This window comes from Geodermatophilus poikilotrophus, assembly GCF_900111455.1.
In the GTDB taxonomy this organism is placed as follows: domain Bacteria; phylum Actinomycetota; class Actinomycetes; order Mycobacteriales; family Geodermatophilaceae; genus Geodermatophilus; species Geodermatophilus poikilotrophus.
The window spans coordinates 159804-186151 of record NZ_FOIE01000009.1; the positions used below are offsets into that span (position 1 = coordinate 159804).

The 26348-nt window shown below is 75.3% G+C and carries 25 protein-coding genes; 11 read left to right on the forward strand and 14 right to left on the reverse strand.

Annotated features, from left to right (window positions below; all coding sequences use genetic code 11):
* Positions 1-41 precede the first annotated feature (41 nt).
* Genes BMW27_RS20070 through BMW27_RS20080 form a run of 3 tightly spaced genes read left to right on the forward strand, consistent with a single transcriptional unit; the run spans position 42 to position 2124 of the window.
* Positions 42-716: a DedA family protein gene (locus BMW27_RS20070; RefSeq protein WP_091447533.1), complete on the forward strand. Its 675-nt coding sequence runs from the start codon at positions 42-44 to the stop codon at positions 714-716.
* The gene (locus BMW27_RS20075; RefSeq protein WP_091447535.1) at positions 713-1384 is read left to right on the forward strand and encodes an HAD-IA family hydrolase; all 672 of its coding nucleotides are present in this window, start codon (positions 713-715) and stop codon (positions 1382-1384) included. The genes BMW27_RS20070 and BMW27_RS20075 overlap by 4 nt, the downstream gene beginning before the upstream one ends.
* On the forward strand, positions 1381-2124 hold the full coding sequence (locus BMW27_RS20080; RefSeq protein WP_245743748.1) for an alpha/beta hydrolase family protein: 744 nt from the start codon (positions 1381-1383) through the stop codon (positions 2122-2124). Before BMW27_RS20075 ends, BMW27_RS20080 begins: the two co-directional genes overlap by 4 nt.
* Here the strand turns inward: BMW27_RS20080 and BMW27_RS20085 are convergent.
* From BMW27_RS20085 to BMW27_RS20100, 4 genes are all read right to left on the reverse strand, one after another.
* Positions 2093-2995, reverse strand: a complete 903-nt coding sequence (locus tag BMW27_RS20085) for an SRPBCC family protein (RefSeq protein WP_091447539.1) — start codon at positions 2993-2995, stop codon at positions 2093-2095. The genes BMW27_RS20080 and BMW27_RS20085 overlap by 32 nt on opposite strands.
* Positions 2996-3123: 128 nt before the next feature.
* The gene (locus tag BMW27_RS20090; RefSeq protein ID WP_091447541.1) at positions 3124-3981 is read right to left on the reverse strand and encodes an FAD binding domain-containing protein; all 858 of its coding nucleotides are present in this window, start codon (positions 3979-3981) and stop codon (positions 3124-3126) included.
* Complete coding sequence (locus tag BMW27_RS20095) at positions 3978-6470, reverse strand: xanthine dehydrogenase family protein molybdopterin-binding subunit (protein ID WP_091447545.1); 2493 nt, start codon at positions 6468-6470, stop codon at positions 3978-3980. The genes BMW27_RS20090 and BMW27_RS20095 overlap by 4 nt, the downstream gene beginning before the upstream one ends.
* On the reverse strand, positions 6467-7003 hold the full coding sequence (locus BMW27_RS20100) for a (2Fe-2S)-binding protein (RefSeq protein WP_091447548.1): 537 nt from the start codon (positions 7001-7003) through the stop codon (positions 6467-6469). Before BMW27_RS20100 ends, BMW27_RS20095 begins: the two co-directional genes overlap by 4 nt.
* A 317-nt stretch (positions 7004-7320) precedes the next feature.
* Between BMW27_RS20100 and BMW27_RS20105 the strand changes: the two genes are divergently transcribed.
* Positions 7321-8325, forward strand: coding sequence for an iron-siderophore ABC transporter substrate-binding protein (locus BMW27_RS20105; RefSeq protein ID WP_091447552.1), 1005 nt, complete (start codon positions 7321-7323; stop codon positions 8323-8325).
* 62 nt (positions 8326-8387) lie between these two features.
* Here BMW27_RS20105 and BMW27_RS20110 read toward each other — a convergent pair whose 3' ends face one another.
* The 4 genes from BMW27_RS20110 to BMW27_RS20125 all read right to left on the reverse strand — a co-directional run bounded on the left by BMW27_RS20110 (position 8388) and on the right by BMW27_RS20125 (position 13175).
* The gene (locus BMW27_RS20110; RefSeq protein ID WP_091447556.1) at positions 8388-9617 is read right to left on the reverse strand and encodes an MFS transporter; all 1230 of its coding nucleotides are present in this window, start codon (positions 9615-9617) and stop codon (positions 8388-8390) included.
* A gap of 95 nt (positions 9618-9712) precedes the next feature.
* A complete protein-coding gene (locus tag BMW27_RS20115) occupies positions 9713-11089 on the reverse strand; it encodes a GAF domain-containing protein (protein WP_091447709.1) in 1377 nt (458 codons plus the stop codon).
* Between the two features lie 5 nt (positions 11090-11094).
* Positions 11095-12636, reverse strand: coding sequence for a mycofactocin biosynthesis glycosyltransferase MftF (gene mftF, locus BMW27_RS20120; protein WP_091447560.1), 1542 nt, complete (start codon positions 12634-12636; stop codon positions 11095-11097).
* Positions 12633-13175 (reverse strand): cysteine hydrolase family protein, encoded by a 543-nt coding sequence (locus BMW27_RS20125; RefSeq protein ID WP_091447564.1) that lies wholly within the window; start codon positions 13173-13175, stop codon positions 12633-12635. The genes mftF and BMW27_RS20125 overlap by 4 nt, the downstream gene beginning before the upstream one ends.
* A gap of 49 nt (positions 13176-13224) precedes the next feature.
* Here BMW27_RS20125 and BMW27_RS20130 point away from each other — a divergent pair, with 49 nt between their 5' ends.
* A complete protein-coding gene (locus BMW27_RS20130) occupies positions 13225-13992 on the forward strand; it encodes a DUF427 domain-containing protein (protein ID WP_217638224.1) in 768 nt (255 codons plus the stop codon).
* Between the two features lie 24 nt (positions 13993-14016).
* Here BMW27_RS20130 and mftE read toward each other — a convergent pair whose 3' ends face one another.
* Positions 14017-14730, reverse strand: coding sequence for a mycofactocin biosynthesis peptidyl-dipeptidase MftE (gene mftE, locus BMW27_RS20135; protein WP_245743749.1), 714 nt, complete (start codon positions 14728-14730; stop codon positions 14017-14019).
* Between the two features lie 14 nt (positions 14731-14744).
* Entirely contained in the window at positions 14745-16670 is a 1926-nt protein-coding gene (locus tag BMW27_RS20140) for a mycofactocin system FadH/OYE family oxidoreductase 2 (RefSeq protein ID WP_217638225.1), read from the reverse strand.
* 52 nt (positions 16671-16722) lie between these two features.
* On the opposite strand from BMW27_RS20140, the gene BMW27_RS20145 reads away from it, so the two are divergent.
* Both BMW27_RS20145 and BMW27_RS20150 read left to right on the forward strand, forming a co-directional pair.
* Positions 16723-17100, forward strand: coding sequence for a YchJ family protein (locus BMW27_RS20145; RefSeq protein WP_091447576.1), 378 nt, complete (start codon positions 16723-16725; stop codon positions 17098-17100).
* A gap of 69 nt (positions 17101-17169) precedes the next feature.
* Positions 17170-17649, forward strand: a complete 480-nt coding sequence (locus BMW27_RS20150) for a pyridoxamine 5'-phosphate oxidase family protein (RefSeq protein ID WP_091447579.1) — start codon at positions 17170-17172, stop codon at positions 17647-17649.
* 3 nt (positions 17650-17652) lie between these two features.
* On the opposite strand, the gene BMW27_RS20155 is transcribed toward BMW27_RS20150, so the two are convergent.
* From BMW27_RS20155 to mftA, 4 genes are read right to left on the reverse strand one after another with little or no spacing between them, the layout of a single operon-like run.
* Positions 17653-19506, reverse strand: coding sequence for a mycofactocin system FadH/OYE family oxidoreductase 1 (locus BMW27_RS20155; RefSeq protein ID WP_245743750.1), 1854 nt, complete (start codon positions 19504-19506; stop codon positions 17653-17655).
* Positions 19467-20714 carry a mycofactocin radical SAM maturase gene (gene mftC / locus BMW27_RS20160; protein WP_091447584.1) on the reverse strand — a complete coding sequence of 416 codons (1248 nt, stop codon included), beginning with the start codon at positions 20712-20714 and terminating at the stop codon, positions 19467-19469. Before mftC ends, BMW27_RS20155 begins: the two co-directional genes overlap by 40 nt.
* Positions 20711-21172, reverse strand: coding sequence for a mycofactocin biosynthesis chaperone MftB (mftB, locus tag BMW27_RS20165; protein ID WP_245743751.1), 462 nt, complete (start codon positions 21170-21172; stop codon positions 20711-20713). Before mftB ends, mftC begins: the two co-directional genes overlap by 4 nt.
* Complete coding sequence (gene mftA / locus BMW27_RS20170; RefSeq protein ID WP_091447586.1) at positions 21157-21270, reverse strand: mycofactocin precursor MftA; 114 nt, start codon at positions 21268-21270, stop codon at positions 21157-21159. The genes mftB and mftA overlap by 16 nt, the downstream gene beginning before the upstream one ends.
* 123 nt (positions 21271-21393) lie before the next feature.
* Between mftA and mftR the strand changes: the two genes are divergently transcribed.
* From mftR to BMW27_RS20190, 4 genes are all read left to right on the forward strand, one after another.
* Positions 21394-21996, forward strand: coding sequence for a mycofactocin system transcriptional regulator (mftR, locus tag BMW27_RS20175; RefSeq protein WP_245743752.1), 603 nt, complete (start codon positions 21394-21396; stop codon positions 21994-21996).
* Positions 21997-22255: 259 nt separating this feature from the next.
* Positions 22256-23548, forward strand: a complete 1293-nt coding sequence (gene mdo / locus BMW27_RS20180) for an NDMA-dependent methanol dehydrogenase (protein WP_091447593.1) — start codon at positions 22256-22258, stop codon at positions 23546-23548.
* A gap of 201 nt (positions 23549-23749) precedes the next feature.
* Positions 23750-24835, forward strand: a complete 1086-nt coding sequence (locus BMW27_RS20185; protein ID WP_091447596.1) for an AAA family ATPase — start codon at positions 23750-23752, stop codon at positions 24833-24835.
* Between the two features lies 1 nt (position 24836).
* Positions 24837-26348 carry a VWA domain-containing protein gene (locus BMW27_RS20190; protein ID WP_091447600.1) on the forward strand — a complete coding sequence of 504 codons (1512 nt, stop codon included), beginning with the start codon at positions 24837-24839 and terminating at the stop codon, positions 26346-26348.

A 26348-nucleotide genomic window follows, 5' to 3' on the forward strand; every position in this document is an offset into this window, starting at 1 on the left:
GCCTGCCGGTCCCCTCCAGGCGACGCCGTTACCGTGGGCGCATGTCTGCGCTCGCCGCCGCCGCGTCCTCCGACGGAGGCGGCATCACCGGCTTCCTCCTCGACATGGTCGAGCGGCTCGGCGCCGTGGGGGTGGGCCTGTCGATCCTGCTGGAGACGGTCATCCCGCCCATCCCCAGCGAGGCGGTGCTCGGCCTGGCCGGGGTGCTCATCAACGACGGCCGGCTGGCCGTCGTGCCGGTGGTCCTCTTCGCCACCCTGGGCTCGATCCTGGGCGCGGTCTTCTTCTACTACGTCGGCCGGGCGCTCGGCCCGCGCCGCTCGCACGCGTTCCTCGACCGGCTGCCGCTGGTGGAGACCGCGGACGTCGACAAGACCTTCGCCTGGTTCGAGCGGCACGGGCGCTCGGCGGTCTTCTTCGGCCGCATGGTGCCGATCGTGCGCAGCTTCATCTCCGTCCCCGCCGGGGTCGTGCGCATGCCGTTCGGGCAGTTCCTGCTCTTCTCCGCCGCCGGCAGCCTGATCTGGAACAGCGTGCTGATCGGCCTCGGCGTGGCGGCCGGCGACTTCGTGCAGGCCAACCTCAAGTACCTCGACTACGCCGTCGTCGCCGCCTTCGCCCTGGGCATCGGTTACCTGGTCTACAAGCGTGCCAAGGACGTCCGCCACCACCGCCAGGCCCGCCGCGCCGGCACCGACGAGAGCCGGTCGACGTGAGCGCGCGACGCCCGCAGGTCGTCGCCTTCGACGTCAACGAGACCCTGCTCGACCTCGGCCCCGTGCGGGCCGCGCTGGTCGAGCTCGGGCAGCCGGCCGACCTGCTGCCGGCGGTCTTTGCCCGCACGCTGCTCACCGGCTTCGCCGCCGCCGCGACCGGCACCTGGTGCCGCTTCCGCGACGCGTTCGACGCCGCACTGGCGCAGGCCACCGACCTCGGCGGGGACGAGCGGTCGCAGGTCGCCGGCGCCTTCCTCGAGCTCGCCCCGCACCCGGACGTCGAGCCCGCGCTGCGCCGGCTGGTCGGGGCCGGCGTCCGGGTGGTGACGCTGACCCACGGCTCCCCTGGCGTCGCCGAGGCGGGGCTGGAGCGCGGTGGCGTGGCCCCGCTGGTGGAGCGGTCGCTGTCCAGCGAGGTCATCCGGGCCTGGAAGCCCAGCCGCGAGGTCTACCTGTGGGCGGCCGGGGTCTGCGACGTCGAGCCGTCCCGCCTGGCGCTGGTCGCGTCGCACGGCTGGGACGTGCACGGCGCGCTGCGGGCGGGCCTGACGGCGGCCTGGTTCCCGCGCGCCGAGCGCGCCTACCCGGCCGTCTACGACCCCGCCGCGATCGTCGCCGGCGACCTGGCCGGCGCGGTCGACGCGCTGCTCGCGCTGCCGGCCGGGTGAGGGAGGTCCCCACCCCGCTCGGTCCGGCCCGGGTCACCGCCACCGAGCCCGCGGGTGCCACCGTCGGGACGCTGGTCCTCGGCCACGGGGCGGGCGGGGGCACCGGGTCGGCCGACCTGGTCGCCGTCACCGCCGACGCCGCTGCCGCGGGCTGGCGGGTGCTGGGCGTCGAGCAGCCCTGGCGGGTGTCCGGTAAGCGCATCGCGCCGGCGCCGCCCCGGCTGGACGAGGGCTGGACGGCGGTGCTCACCGCGCTGCGGGCGGACGGCCGGCTGACCGGCCCGCTGGTGCTCGGCGGCCGCAGCGCGGGAGCGCGGGTGGCCTGCCGGACGGCGGCCGGGCTCGGGGCGGACGGCGTGCTGTGCCTGGCCTTCCCGCTGCACCCAGCGGGGCGTCCCGAGCGCAGCCGCGCCGACGAGCTGACCGCCGTGGCGGTGCCGCTGGGCGTCGTGCAGGGCGAGCGGGACGCGCTCGGCCGCCCGGAGGAGCTCGCCGCGGTGCTGACCGGGCGGCCCGGTGCCTCGCTCTACGCCGTCCCCGGCGACCACGCGCTCACCCGCAGTCCGGACGTCGTGGCCCTGGCCGCGGTCGACTGGCTGGCCGGGGTCGCCGGGGCGCGCCCCGGCGACCCCGCCGTCCCCACGCACCTCGGCCCCCTCCAGGGCACCGCCCCGAGCGTGCGAGGGGCGGGGAGGAGGGGGTCCTTGATCAGCGGCGCCGGCGCCGGACGACCAGCGTGACGATCAGCAGCAGCGCCGCGGCGCCGGCCAGCGGGGCGGCGTAGCGGGTCAGCGCGGCCCCACCGGCGACCTCGAGCAGGTCGATCGGCTCGGGCTCGGCCTGCTGCGGACCCGACGTCCGGGCCGCCGGGGCGATCGTCCTCGCCGGCGGCGGCGGGATGACGGCGGCCGGCGCGGTGGCGGCCGCGGTGTCGGCCGCGGCAGGGGCGGTGTCGCCGCCCGACACGCCGTCGGTGGCCGCGGCCGCGGTCTCCTTCGCGGCCGCCGCGGTCTGGCGGGTCTTCTCCGCGACCGCGTTGTCCCCCGGCACCTGCTCGACGGAGGCGGCGACCTCCTCGGCAGCGCCCGCTGCCGTGGCCGCGGCCTTCTCCGCCGGCGTCGCCTGCTCCGCGGGTGCGGGGGTCGCCGCCGCCGTCGCGCCCGCGTCGCCGGCGCCCAGCTGGGCGGCGAGCTTGTCGGCGAACTGGCCGAGCAGCTTGTTGCCGACGTCGGTCATGACCCCGCGGCCGAACTGGGCCGGCCGGCCGGTGATGTTCAGGTCGGTCAGGACGTCGACCCGCGTGGTGTCGCCCTCGGCCTTGAGCTGGGCGGTGATCAGCGCGGCCGCGGTGCCGTTGCCGCGCTGGTCCTTGCCGCGGCCGTCGATGACCGCCTTGTGGGCCGCCTCGTCCTTCTCGACGAAGCTGGCCTTGCCCTGGTAGGTCAGGTTGATCGGGCCGAGCTTGACCTTGACCCGGCCGGTGAAGTCGTCACCGGTGACCGAGTCCAGGGCGGCGCCCGGCATGCACGGCGCGATCCGCTCGATGTCCAGCAGCACCCGCCAGGCTTCGTCGATCGGCACGGGGACGGTGAACGAGTTCTCCAACTGCACGGTGCTACCTCCGAGGTGCGGCGGTCGGCCGGCCCGCCCACGAGGGGCAGGCCGGCCGGATCGGGCTCGGCCCCGTCCAGGGCACCGCCCCGGGCGTGCGAGGGGTGGGGAGGACGGGGTCCTTCAAGCTACAGCCCCGCCGCCGCGGTGACCGCGCGACGAGTGAGCACCTGCACCAGGTGCTCCCGGTAGTCCGCCTGGGCGTTGAGGTCGCTGGTCGGGGAGGTCCCTTCGGCGGCCGAGCGCGCCGCCGCGGCGATCGTCTCGGGGCTGGCCTCGGCACCGGCCAGCGCAGCCTCGACCGCGCTGGCCCGCAGCGGCGTGGTGCCCATGTTGGTCAGCCCGATCCGTGCCTCGGCGATGTGCCCGTTCTCCCGGCGGACGACCGCGGCCACCGCCACGATGGACCACGCCTGCGCCACGCGGTTGAACTTCTCGTAGCGCATCCCCCACTCGCCGGCCAGCTTGGGGACGCGGATCTCGACGAGCAGCTCCCCCTCCTCCAGCGCGGTGGTGAGGTAGTCGACGAAGAACTCCGCCGCCGGTACCGTCCGCCGCCCCTCCGGGCCGGCGATGACGAACTCCGCGTCCAGGGCCAGCGCCACCGCCGGCAGGTCGCCGGCGGGGTCGGCGTGGACCAGGGCCCCGCCGAAGGTCCCCCGTGCACGGACCTGCCGGTCGGCCACCGTCTCGGTCGCCTCGGCGATGAGCGGTGCGTACTGCTGCACCAGCGGGTCGGTCATGACGTCGTGGTGCGTCGTCATGGCCCCGATGACGAGGGCGTCGCCGTCGTCGCGGACGCCGCGCAGCTCGGCGACCCGGCTCAGGTCGACCACCGTCTCCGGCGCGGCCAGCCGCAGCCGCATGACCGGGATCAGCGACTGGCCGCCGGCGAGGACCTTCACGTCGTCCCCGCCCTCGGCGATGGCCTGCAGGGCCTCGTCGACGCTGGTGGGGCGGGCGTACTCGAACGCAGCGGGGATCACCGGTCACCTCCGAGGGCGGACTGGGGGGTGGAGACGCCGGCGGTGGTCTCGGTCTGCGCCCCACCCCAGGCGTTGGTGCCGGCGGTGGCACGGTCTCCGCCGTCCCCGCCCTGGTGGAGAGCCCGCCAGACCCGTTCCGGGGTCAGCGGCATCCGGATGTCGGAGACGCCGAGGTGCCGGACGGCGTCCAGCGCGGCGTTCACCACCGCCGGGGTGCTCGCGATGGTGCCGGCCTCCCCGACCCCCTTCGCGCCGATCGGGTTGCCCGGGGCCTCGTGCACCGTGTTGCCGGTGTCGAAGTGCGGCAGGTCGGCCGCCGAGGGCACCAGGTAGTCGACGAAGCTGCCGGTGGTGAGGTTGCCGTCGGCGTCGTAGACGGCCTCCTCGAACATCGCCTGGGCGATGCCCTGCGCCAGCCCGCCGTGGATCTGCCCCTCGACGATCAGCGGGTTGACGATCGTGCCGACGTCGTCCACGCAGGCGTACTTGCGGATCTTCGCCATGCCGGTCTCGGTGTCGACCTCCATGGCGCAGATGTGCGTGCCGTGCGGGAAGGAGAAGTTCTCCGGGTCGAAGGTCGCGTCCGCGTCGATCGAGGGCTCCATGCCCTCGGGGAAGTTGTGCGCCGCGAACGTGGCCAGGGCGATCTCCTGGATGGAGACCTCCGCGCCGGGGGTGCCGCGGACGGAGAACTTCCCGCCGGAGAAGTCGAGGTCGTCCTCGCTGGCCTCGAGCACGTGCGCGGCGACCCTGCGGGCCTTCGCCACGACCTTCTCGGCCGCGTTGACCACCGCGGCCCCACCGACCACCAGCGACCGGGACCCGTAGGTGTCCAGCCCGCGCGGGGAGACCGAGGTGTCGCCGTGCAGCACCTCGATGTCCTCGAACGGCACGCCGAGCCGGTCGGCGACCAGCTGGCTCCACGCCGTCTCGTGGCCCTGGCCGTGCGGGGTCGCCCCGCTGACCACCTCGACCTTGCCCGTCGGCAGCATCCGGATGGAGGCGTGCTCCCAGCCGCCGGCGCCGTAGGACAGCGAGCCGAGCACCCGCGAGGGCGCCAGGCCGCACATCTCGGTGAAGGTGGAGACGCCGATGCCGAGCTGCACCGGGTCGTCGGACTCCCGGCGGCGGCGCTGCTCGGCACGCAGCTCGTCGTAGCCGATGAGCTCCAGGGCCTTCTGGGTCGCGGTCTCGTAGTCGCCGCTGTCGTAGGTCATCCCGGCCACCGAGGTGAACGGGAACTCCTCGGCCCTGATCCAGTTCTTGCGGCGCAGCTCCAGCGGGTCCATGTCCAGCTCGACGGCGAGCTCGTCCATGATCCGCTCGACGGCGAAGGTCGCCTCGGGACGCCCGGCGCCGCGGTAGGCGTCGGTGGGCGTCTTGTTGGTGAAGATGCCGTCGCACTCGAAGCGGTAGGCGGGGAACTTGTAGATGCCGTTGAACATGAAGGCGCCGAGCACCGGGACGCCGGGGCTGACCAGGCGCAGGTAGGCGCCCATGTCGGCGAGGATCCGGCAGCGCAGGCCCTTGACGTTGCCCTCGCGGTCGGCGGCGACGTCGATGTACTGGATCTGGTCGCGGCCGTGGTGGGCCGTCATCAGCGACTCGCTGCGGGTCTCGGTCCACTTGACCGGCTTCCCGAGCCGACGGGCCACCAGCAGGCTGATGACCTCCTCGGGGGTGACCTGCAGCTTGCCGCCGAAGCCACCGCCGACGTCCGGAGCCACCACGCGCAGCTTGTGCTCGGGCACCCCGGTGACCATCGCGAGCATGATCCGCAGGATGTGCGGGACCTGGGTCGAGGACCACATCGTGTAGTTGTCGCCCTGCGGCTGGACGACGACCGACCGGGGCTCCATGAACGCCGGGATCAGCCGCTGCTGCACGAACCGGCGGCTGACCACGACCTCGGCGTCGGCGAAGGCCTGGTCGGTGTCGGCACCGGTGCCGGCCTCGCCGCCGTCGAAGACGAAGTGGAAGCTGCGGTTGGACTCCAGGTGGTCGTGGGTCAGCTGGGCGCCGTCGGCGACCGCCTCCTCCATGTCCAGCACCGCGGGCAGCAGGTCGTAGTCGACGTCCACCAGCTCGACGGCGTCCTGCGCGGCGGCCTTGCTGCGCGCCACGATGACCGCGACGGCCTCGCCGACGTGGTTGACCTCGTCCACGGCGATCGACGGGTGGCCGGGGTTGACCATGTCGGGGGTGACCGGCCAGGCGCACGGGATGGAGCCCTGCTCCTCGGCCACGTCGCGGCCGGTGAGGACCGCGATCACACCCGGCGCCTCCTGGGCGGCCGAGACGTCGATGCCGGTGATCTTGCCGTGGGCCACGGGGCTGCGGACGACGGCCAGGTGCAGCATGCCCGGCAGCACCATGTTGTCGGTCCAGGTGGTCCGGCCGGTGATCAGCCGGGCGTCCTCCTTGCGGCGGCGGGCCTTGCCGACCTCGCGCTCCGGCGCCTCGGTGGGCCGGTCCTCGATCGCCGTCACTGCTGGGCCGCCACGTGCGGAGCGGCCGCGGTGTCGACCTCGGCCGGTGAGGTGTGGCCGTTGCCGGCGGTGCGCATCTCGCCGGCGGCCTGCTGCACCGCGCGGACGATGTTCTGGTATCCGGTGCAGCGGCAGAGGTTGCCCTCGATGCCCTCGCGGACCTCGCTGTCGCTCGGGTCCGGGTTCTCCTTGAGCAGGTCGACCGAGGCCATGATCATCCCGGGCGTGCAGTACCCGCACTGCAGGCCGTGCATCTCGTGGAACGCCTTCTGCATCGGGTGCAGGCCGCCGTTCGGCGCCAACCCCTCGATGGTCGTCACCTCGCCGCCGTCGGCCTGGACGGCCAGCACGGTGCAGGACTTCACGGCCGCGCCGTCCAGGTGGACGGTGCACGCGCCGCAGTTGCTGGTGTCGCAGCCGATGACGGTGCCGACCTTCCCCAGCTGCTCCCTCAGGTAGTGCACCAGCAGCGTCCGGGGTTCGACGTCGTCGGTGTACGTCACCCCGTCCACCCGCACGTTGATCTGGGTCACCGTTTCCTCCGCTCCTCTGCAGGGGTCGCGTGTGGCTCCGGACACAGCCGCACCTGCGGCGAGTGTGTCGAGCGGCGTATGACTTAGGCCACGCTTACCCGAGGACGGCGACCGGCGCAGCTCACGCACGAGCGGCCGTCGAAGCCCGATAGCCCCGCAGGACCGGGCCTTTTCCGTGCTGGCCTCCGCACATGCGGTAGGGGAGCAACGTTGCAGTGCCGTTGCAGCGACTCCTGCAACGACCACGGCGGGGACCCGGGTGGAGCGGGTCCACGGAGACGTAGTTAGGTGAGCCTGCCCTACTCAGAGGAGAGCTCATGTCCGTCCGCCCGGTCCTGCGCGGCGCCGCCCTGCTCGCCACCGCCGTCCTGGTCACCGGCTGCGGCTCCGGGACCACCGGGTCCTCCGGGGACGCCGCCGCGCCCAGCAGCCCCTCGAGCTCCGGCGGCGCCTTCCCCGTGACCGTCCGGACGGCGTTCGGCCCGGTGGAGGTCGCCGAGGAACCCCAGCGGGTGGTCGCCCTGGGCTGGTCGGACGCCGAGACGGCGCTGGCGCTCGGCGTGCAGCCGGTCGGGGCCAGCGACTGGCTGGCCTTCGGCGGGGAGGGCGTGGGCCCGTGGGCCGAGGGGCTCTACGACGAGGCCCCCGAGATCGTCGAGACGCTCGAGCCCAGCCTGGAGGCGATCGCCGCCCTGGACCCCGACCTCATCCTGGACACCCGCTCCCCGGCCACCCAGGACCGCTACGACGCGCTCACCGCCATCGCCCCGACCATCGGCCAGCCCGAGGGCGTCGGCGCGTACCTGACCACCTGGCAGCAGCAGCTGGACCTGGTCGGCCAGGCGCTGGGCCGCCAGGAGCAGGCCGACGTGCTGCAGGCCGAGGTCGAGCAGCAGTTCACCGAGGCCGCGGCGGCCAACCCGGAGTTCGACGGCACGGAGGTCGCCGTCGGCGCCTACACCTCCGAGGGCTTCGGCGCCTACGTCCGCGGGGACACCCGCGTCGACTTCATGGAGGCGCTCGGCTTCACGAACGAGGCCGCCATCCAGGACCTGGCCGGGGAGAGCTTCTTCGTGTCGATCAGCGAGGAGCAGGTGCCCCTGCTCGACGCACCCCTGACCGTCGTCTTCCCCATCTTCGTCGAGGCCGCGCAGATCACCGACAACCCGCTGTGGCAGTCGCTGCCCTCGGTCCAGCAGGGCAACGCCCTGGTGCTCGAGGACGAGACGCTGGTCACCGCCTTCTCCAGCGGCTCGGCGCTGGGCACCCGGTACGCGCTGGACAACGCCGTCCCGCTGTTCGCCGAGACGCTGCAGCCCTGAGGCCTCCCTGCAGGGTCCCGCCGCGAGCCTGCGAGCGGTGAGGGGGACGCGGTCCTCCCACTTCACCGGGCCGGTGCGGGTGCTGCCCGCACCGGCCCGGTCCGCTGTTCGCGGCGGCGCAGCGCCGCCGAGGCGGTGAGCGCGGCCAGGCCGACCGCGGCCAGCGCGGCCCCGACGGCGGCCGGGGCGGTCCAGCCCAGGCCCGCCGCGATGACGACTCCGCCGAGCCAGGCGCCCAGGGCGTTGGCCGCGTTGAGCGCCGAGTGGTTGAGCGCGGCGCCCAGCATCTGCGCCTCGCCGGCCACCTCCATCAGCCGCAGCTGCAGGGTGACCACCAGCACCGAGGCGGTCGCCGAGAGCAGGAAGAGGCCGGCCAGCAGCCCCGGCCCCCAGGAGGCGAGGAGCGCGACCAGCGCGAGCAGCACGCCCATCGAGACCATGGCCCCGACCAGGGAGCGGAACAGCGCGAGGTCAGCGAGCCGGCCGCCGAGCGCCGTCCCCAGGACGCCGCCGACGCCGAAGACCAGCAGCACCCACGGCACGGCTCCCCGCGGCAGGCCGGCCTCCTCCGTGGCGAGCGGCGAGACGTAGCTGTAGACGGCGAACATGCCGCCGAAGCCGACCGTGCCCACCAGCAGCGTCAGCAGCACCTGCGGACGGCGCAGCGCGGTGAGCTCGGTGGCGACCGTGACCTCCTGCCGTCCGGGCGACGAGGGCACGAACGCCAGCACCGCCGCCGCGGTGGCCACGGCGAGGACGACGACCGCCCAGTAGGCCGCCCGCCAGCCCAGCGTCTGGCCCAGCCAGGTCGCCGCCGGGACGCCGGCCAGGTTCGCCACCGCCAGGCCGAGCATCACCGAGCTGACCGCCCGCCCACGGAGCTCGGCCCGCACCAGGGACGCCGCCACCAGCGAGGCCACCCCGAAGTAGGCGCCGTGCGGGAGGCCGCTGACGAAGCGGGCCAGCAGCAGCGCGGAGTGCCCCGGTGCCAGGGCGCTGCCCAGGTTGCCGACGAGGAACGCGGCCACCAGGCCGATCAGCAGCCCGCGCCGGGGCAGCCGGGCGCCGAGCGCGGCGAGGACCGGCGCGCCCACCACCACGCCGAGCGCGTAGGCGGAGATGACGTGCCCGGCAGTGGGGATGTCGACGCCCACGCCCTCGGCGATCTCGGGCAGCACGCCCATCGTGACGAACTCGGTGGTGCCGATGGCGAAGCCGCCGAGCGCCAGGGCGACGACCGCGGCGACGACCCGCCGGGTGCTCAGCAGGGGGACGTCGGGCGCTGCGGTCACGTGGTGGTGACAAGGCCGGTGGTCCCGGCCCCATTCCCCGCGTCAGGAACGTGCCGGAGCGGCCCCGTCCAGCGGCTCGCCGCGAGCACGAGCGGTCAGACGGCCCCGTCCAGGGCACCGCCCTGAGCCTGCGAAGGGTGGGGAGGACGGGGTCCTTGCTGCAGCGGCGCGCGCGGGACCCGGCGCAGGCGGTGCAGGTGCGCGGCGACGGCCGGCCGGCTCGGGGCGCCGGGCGGCAGGGTCTCCAGACAGGCCTGCCACACCGCGGCGTCGCCCTGGGCCTCGGGCAGCCGGGTGTAGCGCAGCAGCAGCTCGGGACGGCGGGCGGCGAGCACGGCCTGCCGCAGCGAGGCGGTGAGCCGGTCCCGGGCGGCGACCACGCCGGGCGCCGACGAGCGCGGCAGCACGGCGCCGGGATAGCGCTCCAGCGCCGGGCCGACGGCGCCGCGGGCGAGCAGCCGGCGCACCTGGTCCAGGTCCGTCTCCAGCGGGCCGGTCAGCCGGTAGGGGCGCGAGCCCAGCAGGGCGGCGCCGACCAGCCGCCGCAGCCGGGACAGCTCGGCCCGGACGGTGACCGCTGCCGCGTCGCCGGCGTGGCACTCGGCGGCCAGCTGCTCGGCGGTGCGCCCGCCCCCACCGGCCGCCGCCTCGGCGAGCAGCACCAGCAGCTCGGAGTGGCGCAGCGAGAGCTCCGCCGGGCCGGAGGGCAGGACCAGGCGGGCGCGGTCCCGGCCGAGCACCTCCAGCCGGGGGACCGGGCGGGCGGCCGGGCGCGGTGCCGGGGGCGCCGGCCGGGCGGCGTCCTCGCGGTGCAGCCAGCGCAGCTCGGCCTCGACGGCGGCCACCGTGGCCCGCACGAGGGTGAGCACCTGGGGGCTGGCCACGTGGTCGCCACCGGTGACGTCGATGGCGCCGAGCAGCACGCCGGTGACCGGGTGGTGCACCGGCGCGGCCGAGCAGCTCCAGGGCTGCACCGGGCGCCGGTAGTGCTCGCTGCCGTAGATCTGGACGGCGTGGTCGAGGGCCAGCGCGGTGCCGGGGGCGTTGGTGCCGGCGACCTCCTCGGCCCACCGTGCCCCCTCGACGAAGTGCATCGCCTCGGCCCGCGCGCGCAGCTGGCGGTCGCCCTCGACCCAGAGCATCCGGCCGTCGGCGTCGGTGATCGCGACGATCATCCGGTCGGCCTCGGCGTCCTCGACCAGCAGCCGGCGGATCACCGGGAGCACCGGGGCCAGCGGGTGCGCGGCGCGGTAGGCCAGCAGCTCGTCGTCGAGCAGCTCGACCGGCGGGGCGTTGCCGTCGGGGTCGACGCCGCTGCCGAGGCTGCGCCGCCACGAGTCCCAGACGACGGCGCGGACCTGGTCCGGGACCGCGGGACCGGAGCGGGTGACGAGCGCCTCGTGGGCCGCGCGCAACCTCCGGGTGTGCGCGGGATCGGGAAGGCCGTCAGGCAGCGCGACCCACGGGTTCATCGTCGTCACGTCGTCGTCCGCGGGCTCGGGTCCATCGTCCGCCCATCGTGACCGCTCTCCCGCGATTCCACCAGGGAGCCGGTGGGGCGCAACCGGTTCGGGGACGGCGGCATCGGTGCAGGCCGGGCGGGGAGGAGCGCCCGGGGGTCACGGGCCCGCAGCGCCCCCGCCCACAGGCCCGCGCCGTAGGAGAGGTCCTCCAGTCGCCGGCCGGCGGCGAAGCGCAGCAGCCCCACCCGTCCGCGGTGCGGCCACCAGGCGAGGACGGCGTCGGCGACGGCGGCCGCGGCGACCCCACGCCGGGCACGTCGGGACACCGCGGCGGCGGCCAGCGCGAGCGGCCAGTGGTGCCGGGTGACGCTGCGCACCAGCGTCTTCCCCGCCGCGGCGCTGCCCCGCACCACCAGGACCGCGGCCAGCCCGACGGGCGCGCGCTGTCCGGGCCGGGCCAGTCGCGGGGCGAGCCGGCCGGTCGCCACGGCGAGCACCGCCGCGCCGGCCAGCACGCCGGAGCGGCGTCCGGTCAGCGCCAGCGCCCAGGCCGCCGCCGACCACGGCGAGACCACCAGCGGCGCGACCGCGGCACCGTGCCGGGCGGCCAGCAGCGCGGCACCGGTGCCGTAGAAGGCGCGGCGGCGCAGCCACTCGCCGGGCGCCGACCGGTGCTCGTGCGCCACCGCCGCAGACGGCTCGTAGCGCACCCGCCAGCCGGCCGCGACCAGCCGCCACACCAGGTCGACGTCCTCGGCGACCCGCATCGCCTCGTCGAACCCGTCGCCGAGGGCGTGCCGGCGGGCCACCATCGCCGCGCTGGGCAGGTAGGGAACCGCCGTCCCCGGGGCGACCGGTGCGGGGTGCGGGCCCATGTCCAGCGCGCTGACCGCGGCCTCGTACGGCGCGACCCAGCCGCCGCCGTCCGCGGGCAGCGCGGTGATCCGCGGGGCGACGAGCGCCAGCCGCGGGTCGGCGGTGTGCCGGGCCAGGGGCACCGACCAGCCCGGCAGGGGCACGCAGTCGGAGTCCAGGAAGGCGACCAGGTCCGTGGTCGCCGCGCGCATGCCGGCGTTGCGGGCGGCGGCCGGGCCGCGGGCGGTGGTGTGCCGCAGCACCCGGGCCCGGTGCCGGCCGGCGATCGCCGTCACCGCGGCCGGGTCCGCGGAACCGTCGTCCACCACGAGCACCGGGACGGCAGCGGTCTCGGGGTCGGCGCGCAGCGCGGTGAGCAGCCGGTCGAGCTCGGCCGGGCGGTCCTTGACCGGGACGACGACGGTCAGCTCCCCCGCCGGGGCGCCGGCCGGCTCGGGGTGGGCGAGGCCGGCGTCCACCAGGCGGGCGGCCAGCACGGCGGTCACGGCGTCCCGGACGACGAGCCGGTCCCCACGCAGCAGCTCGCGAGCGCGGGGCTGCAGGCGGACCAGCCGCAGCGGCGACCCGCCGAGCAGCGTCGTCCCGCCGTCGCGGTGGCGGACGCGGGGGTCCAGACCGACCGCGGTGCCGTCGGGGAGCCGGTCGGGCGGGGGGACGGCGACCGCTGGCCCCCCGCTCATGCCTCGGCCAGGACCTCGGCGGTCGTGGTGACCTCGACCAGCGGCGCGTAGCAGCCGAGGATCCGCATGGTCTCGTCGTGGGCCTCGTCGCTCGCGCCGGCGCAGGCGTCGGAGACCACCCGCACGCGGACGCCGGCGTCCGCGGCGGGCAGCACGGTGGACAGCACGCAGCAGTCGGTCGCCACCCCGGCGACGGTGACCGGGCCCTCGCCGACCAGCTCCGCGACCTCGGGCACCCACTTGCCGAAGGTCGGCGCGTCGACGACGGGGTGGTCGCGCGGGTCCTCGGAGAGCTGGAACAGCGGGATGGCGTGCGCCTGCGTGAAGTAGTCGTACTTGGCGTAGTAGTCGGCCCACGCGCCGACGGGCTCGTCGGGGACGACGAAGCGGGTGAAGACGACGCGGTCGCCGAAGGCCTCCACCAGCGAGCGGATGCGCGGGCGGACCTCGTCGAAGCGGGGCGTCGTCCACGGTGACCCCGTGTCGCGGAAGACCTCCTGGTAGTCGATGACGACCAGCCAGCCGGGGGGTGGTGCCATGCTCGCGACACTAGATGCCGCTCCGAGCGCTCCGCCGCCGGGAGGACCCGTGCCCGAGTACCCGCAGTCCCTCGTGCCCGTCGGCCACGTCGAGCCCGCGCCCCGCCGGGTGCGCGCCTTCCTCGGCGGCCGGACCGTGCTGGACACCCACGGGGCGAGGTACGTGTGGGAGTGGCCCCACTACCCCCAGTACTACGTGCCGCGGGACGACGTCGACGCCTCCCTGCTCGTCGACGAGCGGGCTGCCGAGGACTCCGGCCGCGGGACGGCGCGGCGGCACGGGCTCCGGGTGGGGGAGGTCAGCCGGCCGGGCGCGGCCCTGGTGTACGGCGCGGACGCTCCGGAGGCCCTGCGGGACACCGTGCGGTTCGAGTGGTCGGCACTGGACGCCTGGTTCGAGGAGGACGAGGAGGTCTTCGTCCACCCGCGCAACCCCTACGCGCGGGCCGACGCGCTGCGCTCCACCCGCTCCGTCCGCGTCGAGCTCGACGGGGTCGTGCTCGCCGAGTCGTCCTCCCCGGTGCTGGTCTTCGAGACCGGGCTGCCCCCGCGGTCCTACCTGCCGCGGACGGCGGTGGACTTAACCCACCTGGTGCCCAGCCCGACCCGGACCGAGTGCCCGTACAAGGGGCGCACGAGCGCCTACTGGTCGGCGCACACCGGTTCCGCCGTCCACCCCGACATCGCCTGGTCCTACGACTTCCCGACCCGCGAGATGTCGCCGATCGCCGGGCTGGTGGCCTTCTACGACGAGAAGGTGGACGTCGTCGTGGACGGCCGGCGCCGGCCGCGGCCACGGACGCCCTTCTCCGACTGAGCGTCGGCGGGCCGGGCGGGCACCTCAGCCGCGGAGCCGGCCCGTGGTGTCGACGTCCCACGCCCGGACGGCGGCGGTCAGCCGCCCGGCCATCCCGGCGAGCAGCTCCGCGCCCTCCTCGGCCGACGCGCCGGCCGGGTCGCCGAGCACGCCGCTCGGGCTGACCGCGCGGACCCCCTCGGCGCGCAGCCGGGGCAGCAGCTCGGCGATCGGCGTGGTCTCCCCGGCGACGGCCCGGTCCGCGCGGACGGCGTCCGGTTCCACGTGCAACATCGCGGAGGTCTCGGTGCGCCCGGCGTGCGCGTCAGCACCGGCCGCGCCGCAGGGGAACCAGGCGACGTCCCGGCCCTCGGCGCGCAGCTGCGCGCCGGCCGTGCGCAGCGCGTCCAGGTTGCCGCCGTGGCCGTTCACCAGCACCAGTCGCCCGGCCCAGCGGCAGGCCGACCGGCCGTACTCGACGAGCAGCCCGGTCAGCGCCTCGGTGCCGATCGAGACGGTGCCGGGGAAGTCCTCGTGCTCCCCGCTGGCGCCGTAGGCCAGGGCGGGGGCCAGCAGGACGCCGTCCAGGTCGTCGACGGCGGCCTCGGCCACCGCGCAGGCCACGGTGGTGTCGGTGCCCAGCGGCAGGTGGTGGCCGTGCTGCTCGACGGCGCCGAGGGGGACCAGCAGCAGCGGGCGCTCGGGCAGGTCGGGCCAGGTGGCGCCGGCGAGCCTCGTTCTCGGGACGGCGTCGGTCACCCGCGCCACGGTAGTCAGACCGCCAGCCCGACCCGGTCGCCGTCCAGGGTGGCCGCGCCGGCCCTGCGGGGGGCGAGGCAGTCGCCGACCCGGTGCACCTCCAGGCCGCTGTCGCGCAGCGCCGTCCACAGCTCGTCGTCGGCGTGCGGGGCGGTGGCGGCCACCACCCAGTCGGCGGTGCGCTCCTCGGCCGCGCCGGTCGGGTGGTGCAGCAGCCGCACGGTGCGGCCGTCGACGGCCGTGACCAGCCGCTCCGTCGTCCGCCGGATGCCGAGCGCGGCGGCCCGCCGCTCCCAGCCGGGCCGGTCGAGGGTGAGGCCGAGGTCCTGGCCGACGACCAGCGCCGCGGTCACCACCTCGACCGTGCAACCGCGCGTGGCGAGCAGCTCGGCCACGGAGGTGGCCGCCCCGGTGCCCAGGTCGTCGACGACGAGCACGTCGCCGGTGGGCTCGACGGCGCCGGTGAGCACGTCGCGGACGTCGACCACCCGATCGCCCTCCCCCGCCCAGCCCGGCCGCACCGCGCGGGCGCCGGTGGCGAGGACGACGACGTCCGGGGCCTCCGCCCGCACGCGCTCCGCGGTGGCGCGCACGCCCGTGCGGACCGCCGCTCCCGCCCGGGCGCACTCGGCCGCGAGGTCGTCGACCAGCGGGCGCAGCCCCTCCCGGCCGGGGGCGGACGCCGCGACCAGGATCGCGCCGCCGGTGCGGTCGGCCTGCTCCCAGACGGTGACCGCGTGCCCGCGGTCGGCGGCAGTCGCGGCGGCGCGGAGTCCCGCCGGCCCGCCGCCGACGACGAGCACCCGCCGCCGGCGCTGCGGCACCGGCAGCGGCGCCTCGCGGCCGGCGCGCGGGTTGGTCACGCAGCCCAGCGGCCGGTTCAGGCCCACCCGGCCAACGCACTCCTGGTTGCAGCCCAGGCAGCGGCGGACCTCGCCGTCCCGCCCGGTCAGCGCCTTGGCGGCGAACTCGGGGTCGGCGATCTGCGCCCGGACGGCACCGACCAGGTCGCAGTCCCCGTCGGCCAGCGCGCGCTCGGCCCGGTCGGGGGTGAGGAAGCGGCCGACGCCGATCACCGGCACGTCGACCGCGCTCCGGATCGCCGCCGGGAGGTGGCGCGCGTAGCCGGGCGGGGTGGTCATCGGCGGGACGACGCGGTCGAGGGTCGCCGTCGCGACGCCGACGGTGGTGCTCAGGTAGTCGACCAGCCCGCCCTCGGCGAGCAGCCGCGCCGTGGCGACGGCCTCGGCGAGCGTCGTCCCGCCATGGAGGCCCTCCTCGTCGGCCAGCCGGACGCCGAGGGCGCGGTCGGGCCCGAGTGCCTCCCGGACGGCGGTGAGCACCTCGACGAGGAAGCGGGCGCGGGACTCCAGCGGTCCGCCGTAGCGGTCGGTGCGCCGGTTCGTGGCGCCGGACAGGAACTGGCGGACCAGCGAGGACTGCGAGGCCTGGACCTCCACGCCGTCGAACCCGGCGGCGGCGCAGCGGGCGGCGACCTCGGCGTACCCGGCGACCAACCGTGCGAGGTCGGCGGTGCCGGCCTCGCACGGCACCTCGCGGAACAGCGGGTCCGGCACCGGCGAGGGCGCGAGCACCGGCGCCCGGCTGTGCAGCGAGTCCGACTGCCCGCCGTTGTGGTTCACCTGGGCGAACACCGGCACGCCGTGGGCGTGGACGGCGTCCGGGATCCGCCGCATCCCGGGCAGGACGGCGGGGTCGTGCCCGCGGACGAGCTTCTCGTAGGGCCGGTCGGCGGGGTCGGTCGAGCACTCCTCGGTCACGACCAGCCCGGCGCCGCCGGCCGCCCGGGCCGCGTAGTAGGCGGCGTGCCGCTCGGTGAACCCGCCGTCGACGGCGTAGTCGGTCAGGTGGGCGGGGAAGACGATGCGGTTGGGCAGCAGGACCGGCCCGACGCGCAACGGCGCGGACAGGTGTCGCACGTGGTCTCCCTCCGCGGTCGGCCGGCTCCCGGGACGGTAGAGACTCGCAGGCATGGCCCCTCGACGCTGCCCCTGCGGCACCGGGCTGCCCTACGCCGAGTGCTGCGGCCGGCTGCACGACGGCACCGCGACGGCCGGGACGGCCGAGCAGCTGATGCGCTCGCGGTACAGCGCCTTCGCCGTGGAAGACCCCGCGTACCTGCTCGCCACGTGGCACTCCTCGACCCGCCCCCCGTCGCTGGACCTCGACCCCACCGTGCGCTGGACCGGCCTGGACGTCCTCGCCACCACCGACGGTGGACTGCTCGCGGCGGAGGGCACGGTCGAGTTCCGGGCCTGGTACCGCCACGAGGGCGAGACCGGCAGCCAGCACGAGACGAGCCGGTTCGTCCGCGAGGACGGCGCCTGGCGGTACCTCGACGGAAGGTGAGGGGTGTCGGTACCGGCGAGCCTGGGCAGGTGTCCTGCGACACCGCATCGCGCACTCCGAGAGGACGACATGAGCGCCGAGGACACCCGCAAGGTCGCCGAACTGCTCAAGGGCGAGAGGTTCGGCTTCCTGACCACCACGACGCCCGAGGGCAAGCTGACCAGCCGGCCGATGGCGCTGCAGGAGGTCGAGTTCGACGGCGACCTGTGGTTCTTCGCCGAGCAGAGCGCGCCGTGGCTGGGCCACATCTCGCACTCGCCGCAGGTGAACGTCGGCGCCGGCTCCGGCGGCAGCTGGGTCTCCCTGACCGGTGAGGCCGTCATCGTCAGCGACGTCGCCAAGAAGAAGGAGCTGTGGAACAGCGGGGTCGAGGCCTGGCTGCCGCAGGGCCCGGAGGACCCGTCCGTCGTGCTGGTCAAGGTCGACGGCGACTCCGCGGAGTACTGGGACAGCCCCGGCAACCGGCTGGCGACCGCGTTCAGCTTCGTGAAGGCCAAGGCCACCGGCGAGAAGCCCGACACCGGGGATCACAAGAAGGTCGACCTCTGACCATCACCGGCTGAGCACCGCCCGCGCCGCGCGCCGACCCTCGAGCACCGCCTCGAGCACGGTGCGCGGCGCGACGGCGTCCCCCGCGACCACCGGTCCCGGCGGGACGTCGCCCGGCAGCAGCGGGCCGGCGTCCACCAGGACGGCGCACGGCACCCGCCGCTCCTCCCCCGTCCAGCGGTCTGCCAGGACGACGACCCCGTCGCCGGCCGAGCGCACCACCGACGACGTCTCGCGGTGCACCCCCGCCCGCGCCAGCCGCGCGTTGGCCGGCCCCAGGTCCCCGCCGAGCCGCTCGCCGACCACCGCGTCCGGGGTCACCAGGGTGACCTCCCGGCCCGCCGCGGCGAGCAGCTCGGCCACCCCCACCCCGACCGGCCCGCCGACCGGGTCGTGCACCACGACCGGGCCGGGCGGCAGCGCCGCGCCGGCCAGGACGTCGGCGGCGGTCAGGCCCTCGCGCTGCCGGGCGCCGGTCGCGACGACGTCCCCGCCCTCCGCGGCCACCCCCAGGTCCACCTGCACGCCCAGCCGCGCCACCTCACCGGCCAGCCACGCCGCGAGGTCGGCGAAGCGGCTCCGCCCGGGCAGCGCCGCGACCCTGTGCAGCGCGCCGCCGAGCCGGTCCGAGCGCTCCACCAGCCGGACGGCGGCCCCCGACGACGCCAGCACCCGCGCGGCCTCCAGCCCGGCCGGCCCGCCGCCGACGACGGTCACCCGCCGCCCGGCGCCGTCGGGGAGGGCGCCCTCGTCGGACGGGTCGGCGACGCAGCTGACCAGCGGGTTGCGGACCTCGCGCACCTGGCAGGCCTGGTTGCACAGGGTGCAGGGCCGCACCGGGACGCCGGCCCGCGTCTTCCGCACCATGTCGGCGTCCGCGATCTGCGCCCGGGTCATCTCCACCGCGTCGGCGACGCCGTCGTCCAGCGCCCGTTGCGCGGCGGCGACGTCGACGACCGAGCCCTGCAGCACGACCGGCGTCCCGCCCGCGGCCGCCCGCACCCGGCGGGTGAGATCGGTGTTGAAGCCGGAGGCGGTGTGCCCGTCGGGCCGGTACGCCGAGGGCGCCAGACCGCTGCCGCGGACGACGACGAGCAGGTCGACCAGCGGAGCCAGCTCGCGCGTGTGCTCCACGGCGAGATCGGGAGTGGTCCCGGCCCAGGGCGCCTCCTCGTCGCAGCTCAGCCGCAGCGACAGCACCCGCTCGGGCCCGAGCTCCGTGCGGACGGCGGCCAGCACCTCGCGCAGCAGCCGCAGCCGGTCGGCGCCGTACGCGTCGGTGCGGGTGTTGGTCAGGCCGGAGGCGAACTGGCGCAGCAGCGAGCGCGCACCGGCGTCGACCTCCACGCCGTCCACGCCGGCGGTGACCGCGATCCGGGTACCGGCCCCGAAGCCCGCGACCAGCGCGTCGATCTCCGGCTGCTCCATCGCGACCGGCACCTCGCGGGTGACCACGTCGGGCACGGCCGACGGCGCCCACAGCGCGGTCCGCGCGTGCCCCGACGTGCCCTGCGCCCCGGTGTGCCCGAGCGAGGCGAGCACCAGCGCGTCGTGCGGCCGGCAGGCGGCGACGACGTCCGCCCAGCCGGGGCCGCAGTCAGCGGCGAGCGGCGCCCGCTCGTAGGGGTGGTCGCCCCCGTGCACCGACGCGGTCTCGGGGACGACGACACCGCAGCCGCCGGCGGCCCGGCGGGCGTAGTAGGCGACGTGCCGCTCGGAGAGCGCCCGCCCGCGGGCCAGGTTGGTCTCGTGCGGGCCGAACAGCACCCGCGAGGGCGCCGTCCGGCCCGCCAGCACCAGCGGGTCGAGCAGCGAGGTCAGCGCAGCTCGAGCCCCGCCAGCGGGGACTCGTCGCACGGCCGGGCCGGCGGTGTGGGTGTGGACCGAGCCGGTATCGAGGGCATGCCGAGCAGCGTCGGCTGGCCGCGGACCGGGCCGGTGTGCGAGTGGTCGACGGAGCTGCGCGGCGTGGCCAGCTCCAGGTCGCGGGCGGCCAGCGCGGTCTCCCCGTAGCCCTGCACGCACTCGGGGTCGGGCCCGTCCAGCGGCAGCCCGGTGAAGAACTTGGCCGCCATGCAGCCGCCCCGGCAGGCGTCGAAGTGCGCGCACTTCGTGCAGGCGCCGCCGGTCTGCGGGCTGCGCAGGTCGGCGAACAGCTCGCTGTGCTGCCAGACCCGCTGGAAGCCGCCCTCGTCGCGCACGTTGCCGGCGAGGAACTGCTCGTGGATGGCGAACGGGCAGGCGTAGACGTCGCCGACCGGGTCGATCAGGCACACGACCCGCCCGGCGCCGCACAGGTTCAGCCCGGGCAGCGCCTCGCCGAACGCCGACAGGTGGAAGAACGAGTCCCCGGTCAGCACCTGCTCGCCGTTGGCCAGCAGCCACGAGTACAGCTCGCGCTGCTGGGCCTGGGTGGGGTGCAGGGTGTCCCAGACGTCGGCGCCGCGGCCGGACGGGCGCAGCCGGGTGATCCGCAGCTGGGCGCCGTAGCGGTCGGTGAGCGCCTTGAACTCGTCCAGCTGCCCCGCGTTCTCCCGCGTGACGACGACGGAGACCTTGAAGTCGCGCATCCCGGCCTCGGCCAGGTTCTCCAGCGCCCGGACGGCGGTGGCGTACGAGCCGGTGCCGCGGACCCGGTCGTTGACCTCGGCGGTGGCCCCGTCGAGGGAGATCTGCACGTCGACGTAGTCGGTGCGCGCCAGCTGCTCGGCGCGGGCCCTGTCCAGCTTGACGCCGTTGGTGGAGAACTTCACCCCGACGTCGTGGCCGATGGCGTAGTCCAGCAGGTGCCAGAAGTCCGGCCGGACGGTGGGCTCGCCGCCGCCGACGTTGACGTAGAAGACCTGCATCCGCTGCAGCTCGTCGATGACCGCCTCGGCCTCGGCGGTGGACAGCTCGCGCGGGTCCCGCCGTCCCGAGCTGGACAGGCAGTGCGCGCACGCCAGGTTGCAGGCGTAGGTCAGCTCCCAGGTCAGGCAGATCGGCGCGTCCAGCCCGTACTCGAACTGGTCGATCAGCCGCCCCCCGGTGGGGCGCTCGGGACGGGCGGGCAGGACGGCGGTCATGCGGGCAGCTCCCCGGAGGTGTCGGCCGTTGCGGCCTCGCTGCAGGGACCCGCCGCGAGCGTGCGAGTGGCGGGGGGCAGCGAGGTCCTTCTCTCGATCATCTGCGAGCGCGCGAGGTCGGCAAGCGCCCGGCGGTAGGCCGGGAGCTGCGCGTCGGGGACGCCGCACGCGGCGAGGGTGGCGTCGGCGCTGGGGTGCTCGGCCAGCGTCTCGACGACGGCGACCAGCGTCCTCGACTTCAGGAAGGAGAGCTTCCGGTTGCCGAAGTGGTAGACCAGCGCGCCGAAGGGCTCCGGGCGCAGGGCCACGGAACGGGCCCGCCGCCAGGGCAGCGACGGGTCGAAGTCAGCGGAGGCGGCGGGCGCGGGAGCGCCGGAGCCCGCGAGCAGTGCGGCGCCGGCCTCGCGCGGGGGCTGGGCCGGCGCCGCGACGGGGGCGTCGATCAGTACACCCCGCACATGCCGTCGATCGAGACCTCCTCGACGAGGGACTCCTCGACCAGGACCTCCTCGACCGCGGGGGCCTCGACGGCCTGGGTGTCGTCGCTCTCGGGCATGGCGCCTCCTGTGATCTGCGTTACGCGGTGGCGGGGACGTTAGAGACACCCAGTGCCACCCGGCAACACCGACCCCGTGTCGCAGCGCGCCGCCCCGGCAGGCCGGTGGCGCAAGATGGGGTCGTGACGGAGGCACCCGTGGACGTGCGTGCCGACACCCGCGCCCGGGTCGAGCAGGCAGCGCTGGACCTGTTCACGCTGAACGGCTTCGAGCAGGTCACCGCCGACGACATCGCCGAGGCCGCCGGGATCAGCCGCCGCACGTTCTTCCGCTGCTTCGCCACCAAGGCCGACGCGGTGTGGGGCGAGTTCAGCGCGCACGTGGACCGCCTGGAGCGGCTGCTGGCGGCCACCCGCGACGACCAGCCCGTGCTGGCCTCGATCTGCGCGGCCTACGTCGAGGTCAACGACTACGCCGCCGCGGACCTGCCGATCCTGCGGCAGCGGATGGCGCTCATCCTCGGCGAGCCGGCGCTGCAGGCCCACTCGCAGGTGCGCTACGCCGACGTCGACCGGGTGGTCGCCGGGCACGTCGCCCGCCGCACCGGCCAGTCCCCCGTGGCGCTGCTCCCCCGGCTGGTCGCCACCAGCACGCGGGCGGCGGCGACGACGGCGTTCGAGGTGTGGCTGGCCGACGGGACGACGACGCTCGCCGCGGACCTGCACGCGGCCTTCGACCAGCTCGCCCTCGGCTTCCCGGGACTGCGCACGCTGTCGTCCCGATGACCAGCTGAGCCGGTCGTCGCAGCTCCGGGCTCACGACCGGTGGTGAGCCCGGAACCCAAGCGGTGGGCCCGGACCCACCGCCTCGACGCGCGCAGGGGTCCTCGAACTGACCGGTCGGGCAGGTGCACCTCACCGGGCGGGCCGACCTGCACCTCCGGACGGCCGGTTCCTCCTCCGCACCCCTGCCGCGAGGGGGAACGCCGCTCCTAGCGTCCGCGCCGACGACTCCCCCGCCGGCAGCAGGAAGGACCCCACCGCCATGAAGGTCGAAGAACTCCTCAAGCCCTTCCCGATCAAGGAGTTCCACCCGTTCCCGCGGGCCCTGATGGGCCCCGGCGCGCACGAGATCATCGGCCCCGAGGCGCTCAAGCTCGGCTTCGAGCGGACGCTGGTCATGACCTCGGGTCTGCGCGGCACCGACGTCGTCCACAAGATCGTCGAGTCGATGAGGTACCGCGGCCTCGAGGTCGTCGTGTACGACAAGGTGGAGTCGAACCCCAAGGACTACAACGTCATGGACGCCGTGGCGCTGTACCAGGAGAACGAGTGCGACAGCTTCGTGTCCATCGGCGGTGGCTCCAGTCACGACGCCTGCAAGGGCGCGCGCATCTCGGTGGCCCACGACGGCCGCAGCGTCAACGAGTTCGAGGGCTTCAACCAGTCGGAGAACCCGAAGAACCCGCCGCACATCGCCGTCTCCACCACGGCCGGCACCGGCTCGGAGACCAGCTGGGCCTACGTCATCACCGACACCACGACCGACCCGGACAACCCGCACAAGTACGTGGCGTTCGACGACACCTCGGTGACGACGCTGGCGATCGACGACCCGGTCCTCTACTACGACTGCCCGGTCGACTACACCGCCCAGTGCGGCTTCGACGTCCTCGCGCACGCCAGCGAGCCCTACGTGTCCCGGCTGAACTTCCAGCCCTCCCTGGGCAACGCGCTGTACGCCATCAAGCTGACCGCGGAGCACCTGCGCCAGGCGGTGTGGAACGGCCAGGACCTCGGCGGCCGCGAGGGGATGATGTACGCGCAGTACATCGCCGCCCAGGCGTTCAACTCCGGCGGCCTCGGCATCATCCACTCGATCAGCCACGCGGTGAGCGCCTTCTACGACACCCACCACGGCCTGAACAACGCCATCGCGCTGCCCCGCGTGTGGGCGTTCAACATGCCCACGCAGTACCAGCGCTTCGCCGACATCGCCGAGGCCATGGGCGTCGACACCCACGGGATGACCGCGCCCCAGGCCGCCGACGCGGCGCTGGCCGCCGCGATCCGGCTGCTGCGCGACGTCGGCATCCCGGAGAAGTTCACCGACGTCACCCAGGACAGCTACTCGAAGAACCGGCTGGGCCAGGGCCCGACGAGGTTCTACGAGAACGCCGCGGTGATCAAGGGCGACGACACCGACGTCGACCGCATCACCAACCACGTCCTCGGCGACGCCTGCACCCCGGGCAACGCCAAGGAGTGCACCTTCGAGACCGTCCGCCCCGTGGTCGAGCACTGCATGAACGGCGACCTGGACGACCTCCTCAGCTGATCCGACCTCCAGTGGGGCCGGGGGGAGCCCGCCGCTCCGCCCCGCCCCGCCCTCCCGACGAGGAGCTCGTAGCGTGACCGTCCAGCCCGTGCCCGCCGACGAGGTCCCCGCCGCGGACTTCGAGCCCCCCAGGACGTCGCCCGTGCGTTCGCCGAGCACGGCTACATCGCCGACCGGCGCCTGGCGACGACGACCTTCGTGATGTCCCGCCTGACCAAGCCGCTGCTGCTGGAGGGCCCGGCCGGCGTCGGCAAGACCGAGCTGGCCAAGACGCTGGCCGCCGCGACCGGGCGCAGGCTGCTGCGGCTGCAGTGCTACGAGGGCCAGGACGAGACCAAGGCCCTCTACGAGTGGGACTACGGCAAGCAGCTGCTCTACACCCAGATCCTGCGGGACAAGGCCGCCGAGCTGCTGGCGGACACCGCCACGCTGGAGGACGCCGTCGACCGGATCGCCGGCGCCGACAGCGCGTTCTTCAACGAGCGCTTCCTGGCCCCGCGCCCGCTGCTGGAGGCGGTGCGGTCCGAGGAGCCGGTCGTGCTGCTGGTCGACGAGGTCGACCGCGCCGACGAGGCGCTGGAGGCGGTGCTGCTGGAGATGCTGGCGGAGTACCAGGTGTCGGTGCCCGAGATCGGCACGTTCGTGGCCAAGGCGCCGCCCTACGTCGTCCTGACCTCGAACAACACGCGCGACCTCTCGGCGGCGCTCAAGCGCCGCTGCCTGCACCTGTTCCTCAAGTACCCCGACGCCGACCGCGAGCTGGAGATCCTGCGCTCCAAGGACACCGGCCTGGACGACGCCGCGGCACAGCGGCTGGTCCAGATCGTGCGCGGGCTGCGCGGCCTGGACCTGCGCAAGGCCCCCAGCATCTCCGAGACGATCGACTGGGCGCGCACCCTCGCCGTCCTGGGCGTGAGCGAGCTGGACGCCGAGGTGCTGGACGACACCGTCTCCGTCGTCGCCAAGTACGAGCGCGACGTGCAGCGCTCGCGGGACGCGCTGCCCCGGCTGGTCGACCCCAACGCGACCGTGCCGGCGTCCCTCGACCACGACCACGGACACACCCACTCGCACGGCTCGCACACCCACGGCGGCCACACGCACGACCACGAGGACGACGGCCGCCGCGTGCGGGCGGCGAAGGACGCCCCCGGCCGGCACGACGACTCCTTCGGCGCCCGCGGCGGCCCGGCGGAGGCGCCGGCCGCTCCACGGGAGGTCCGCAGCGGCCAGGGCGCCCGCTCCTTCGCGCCGAACCGCGGCAGCGCACGGCGCCGGCCGGTCTGACGTGGAGGGCGCCCTGCACCGGTTCATCCGGCTGCTGCGACTGCGCGGGATGCGGATCTCGACGGCCGAAGCGATCGACGCGTTCGAGGCCGCGGCCGCCGTCGGGGTCAGCGATCGCGCCGCGCTGGAGGCCGCGCTGGGCGCGGCGCTGCTCAAGGACCGCCGGGACGCCGAGGTCTTCGCCGACACCTTCGCCCGCTTCTTCGGCCTGCGGGCGGTGGTCGACGCCGACGAGGGGCACGGCCACGCGCACGACGACCTGGCCGACACCGGCGAGCTGCAGAGGATGACCTGGTCGCCCGACCCCGCCGCCGACGTGCAGGAGGGGCACAGCCACGGCAGACCGGTCGACATCAAGGAGTTCTTCAAGCCCGAGGACCTGGCCGCGCAGTACAACCTGCACCAGGAGGCCAACAAGGTCGACCTGGCCTCGCTGACCCAGCAGATCGTGCTGTCGTCGGAGAGCCGCGACGGGCCGGCGGACGACGCCCAGCAGGTGCAGCTGGAGGTGTCGCGGCTGCACGACCCGGGCCTGCCCGGCGACCTGGTCCGCGGCGGCGGCACGCAGCTGGACCTGGAGCTGTCGGTGACCCAGCAGCAGGCGCTGCGCGACTGGCTGGCCGACCCGGTGGGCGACCTGGACCCCGAGGTGGCCGAGGCCCTGCGCCGGCAGCTCGCCGGCGTGATCGAGGACCTGCCGGAGCTGCTCGCCGCGCACCTGCAGAAGCTCGCCGAGATGACCGACCTCGCCATCGAGGAGCGAGAGCCGGCGCGGGCGCCGGTGGAGGAGGTCACCGAGGCCGACCGGGCGCGGATCGAGGAGTCGCTGCGCCGGCTGGCGACCTCGCTGCACGGCGGGCTGACCCACAAGAAGCGGCAGTCCCCCCGCGGGCGGGTCGACGTCGCCCGCACGATGCGCCGCAACCTGCGCTACGACGGCGTCCCGTTCCGGCCGGTCACCACCCGGCTGGCCGAGGACAAGCCGCGGCTGGTCGTGGTGGCCGACGTGAGCCTGTCGGTGCGGACGACGGCCCGGTTCACGCTGCACGTCGTCCACGCGCTGCGGGACCTCTTCGCCCAGGTGCGCACCTTCGCGTTCGTGGACGACGTCGTCGAGATCACCGACCTGTTCGACGAGCACCCGCTGGAGCACGCGCTGGGCCTGGTCTTCGGGGGCGACGTCATCGACGTGGACGCCTCCAGCGACTACGGCACGGTGTTCGCCACGCTCGCCGCCGACCACTCCGGTGCCTTCACCCGCCGCTCCACGCTGCTGGTGCTCGGCGACGGCCGGGGCAACGGCAACGCCCCCCGCCTCGACGTCTTCGCCGACCTCACCCGCCGGGTGCGCGAGACCATCTGGCTGACCCCCGAGCCGAGGTACTCCTGGGCGCTCGGCGGCTGCGACCTGCCCGCCTACGCGGAGAGCTGCGACCGGGTCGAGGTCATCCGCGACCACTCCGGGCTGGAGAGCTGGGCGACCGACGTCGTCACCCGCGCCGCCTCCCGCTAG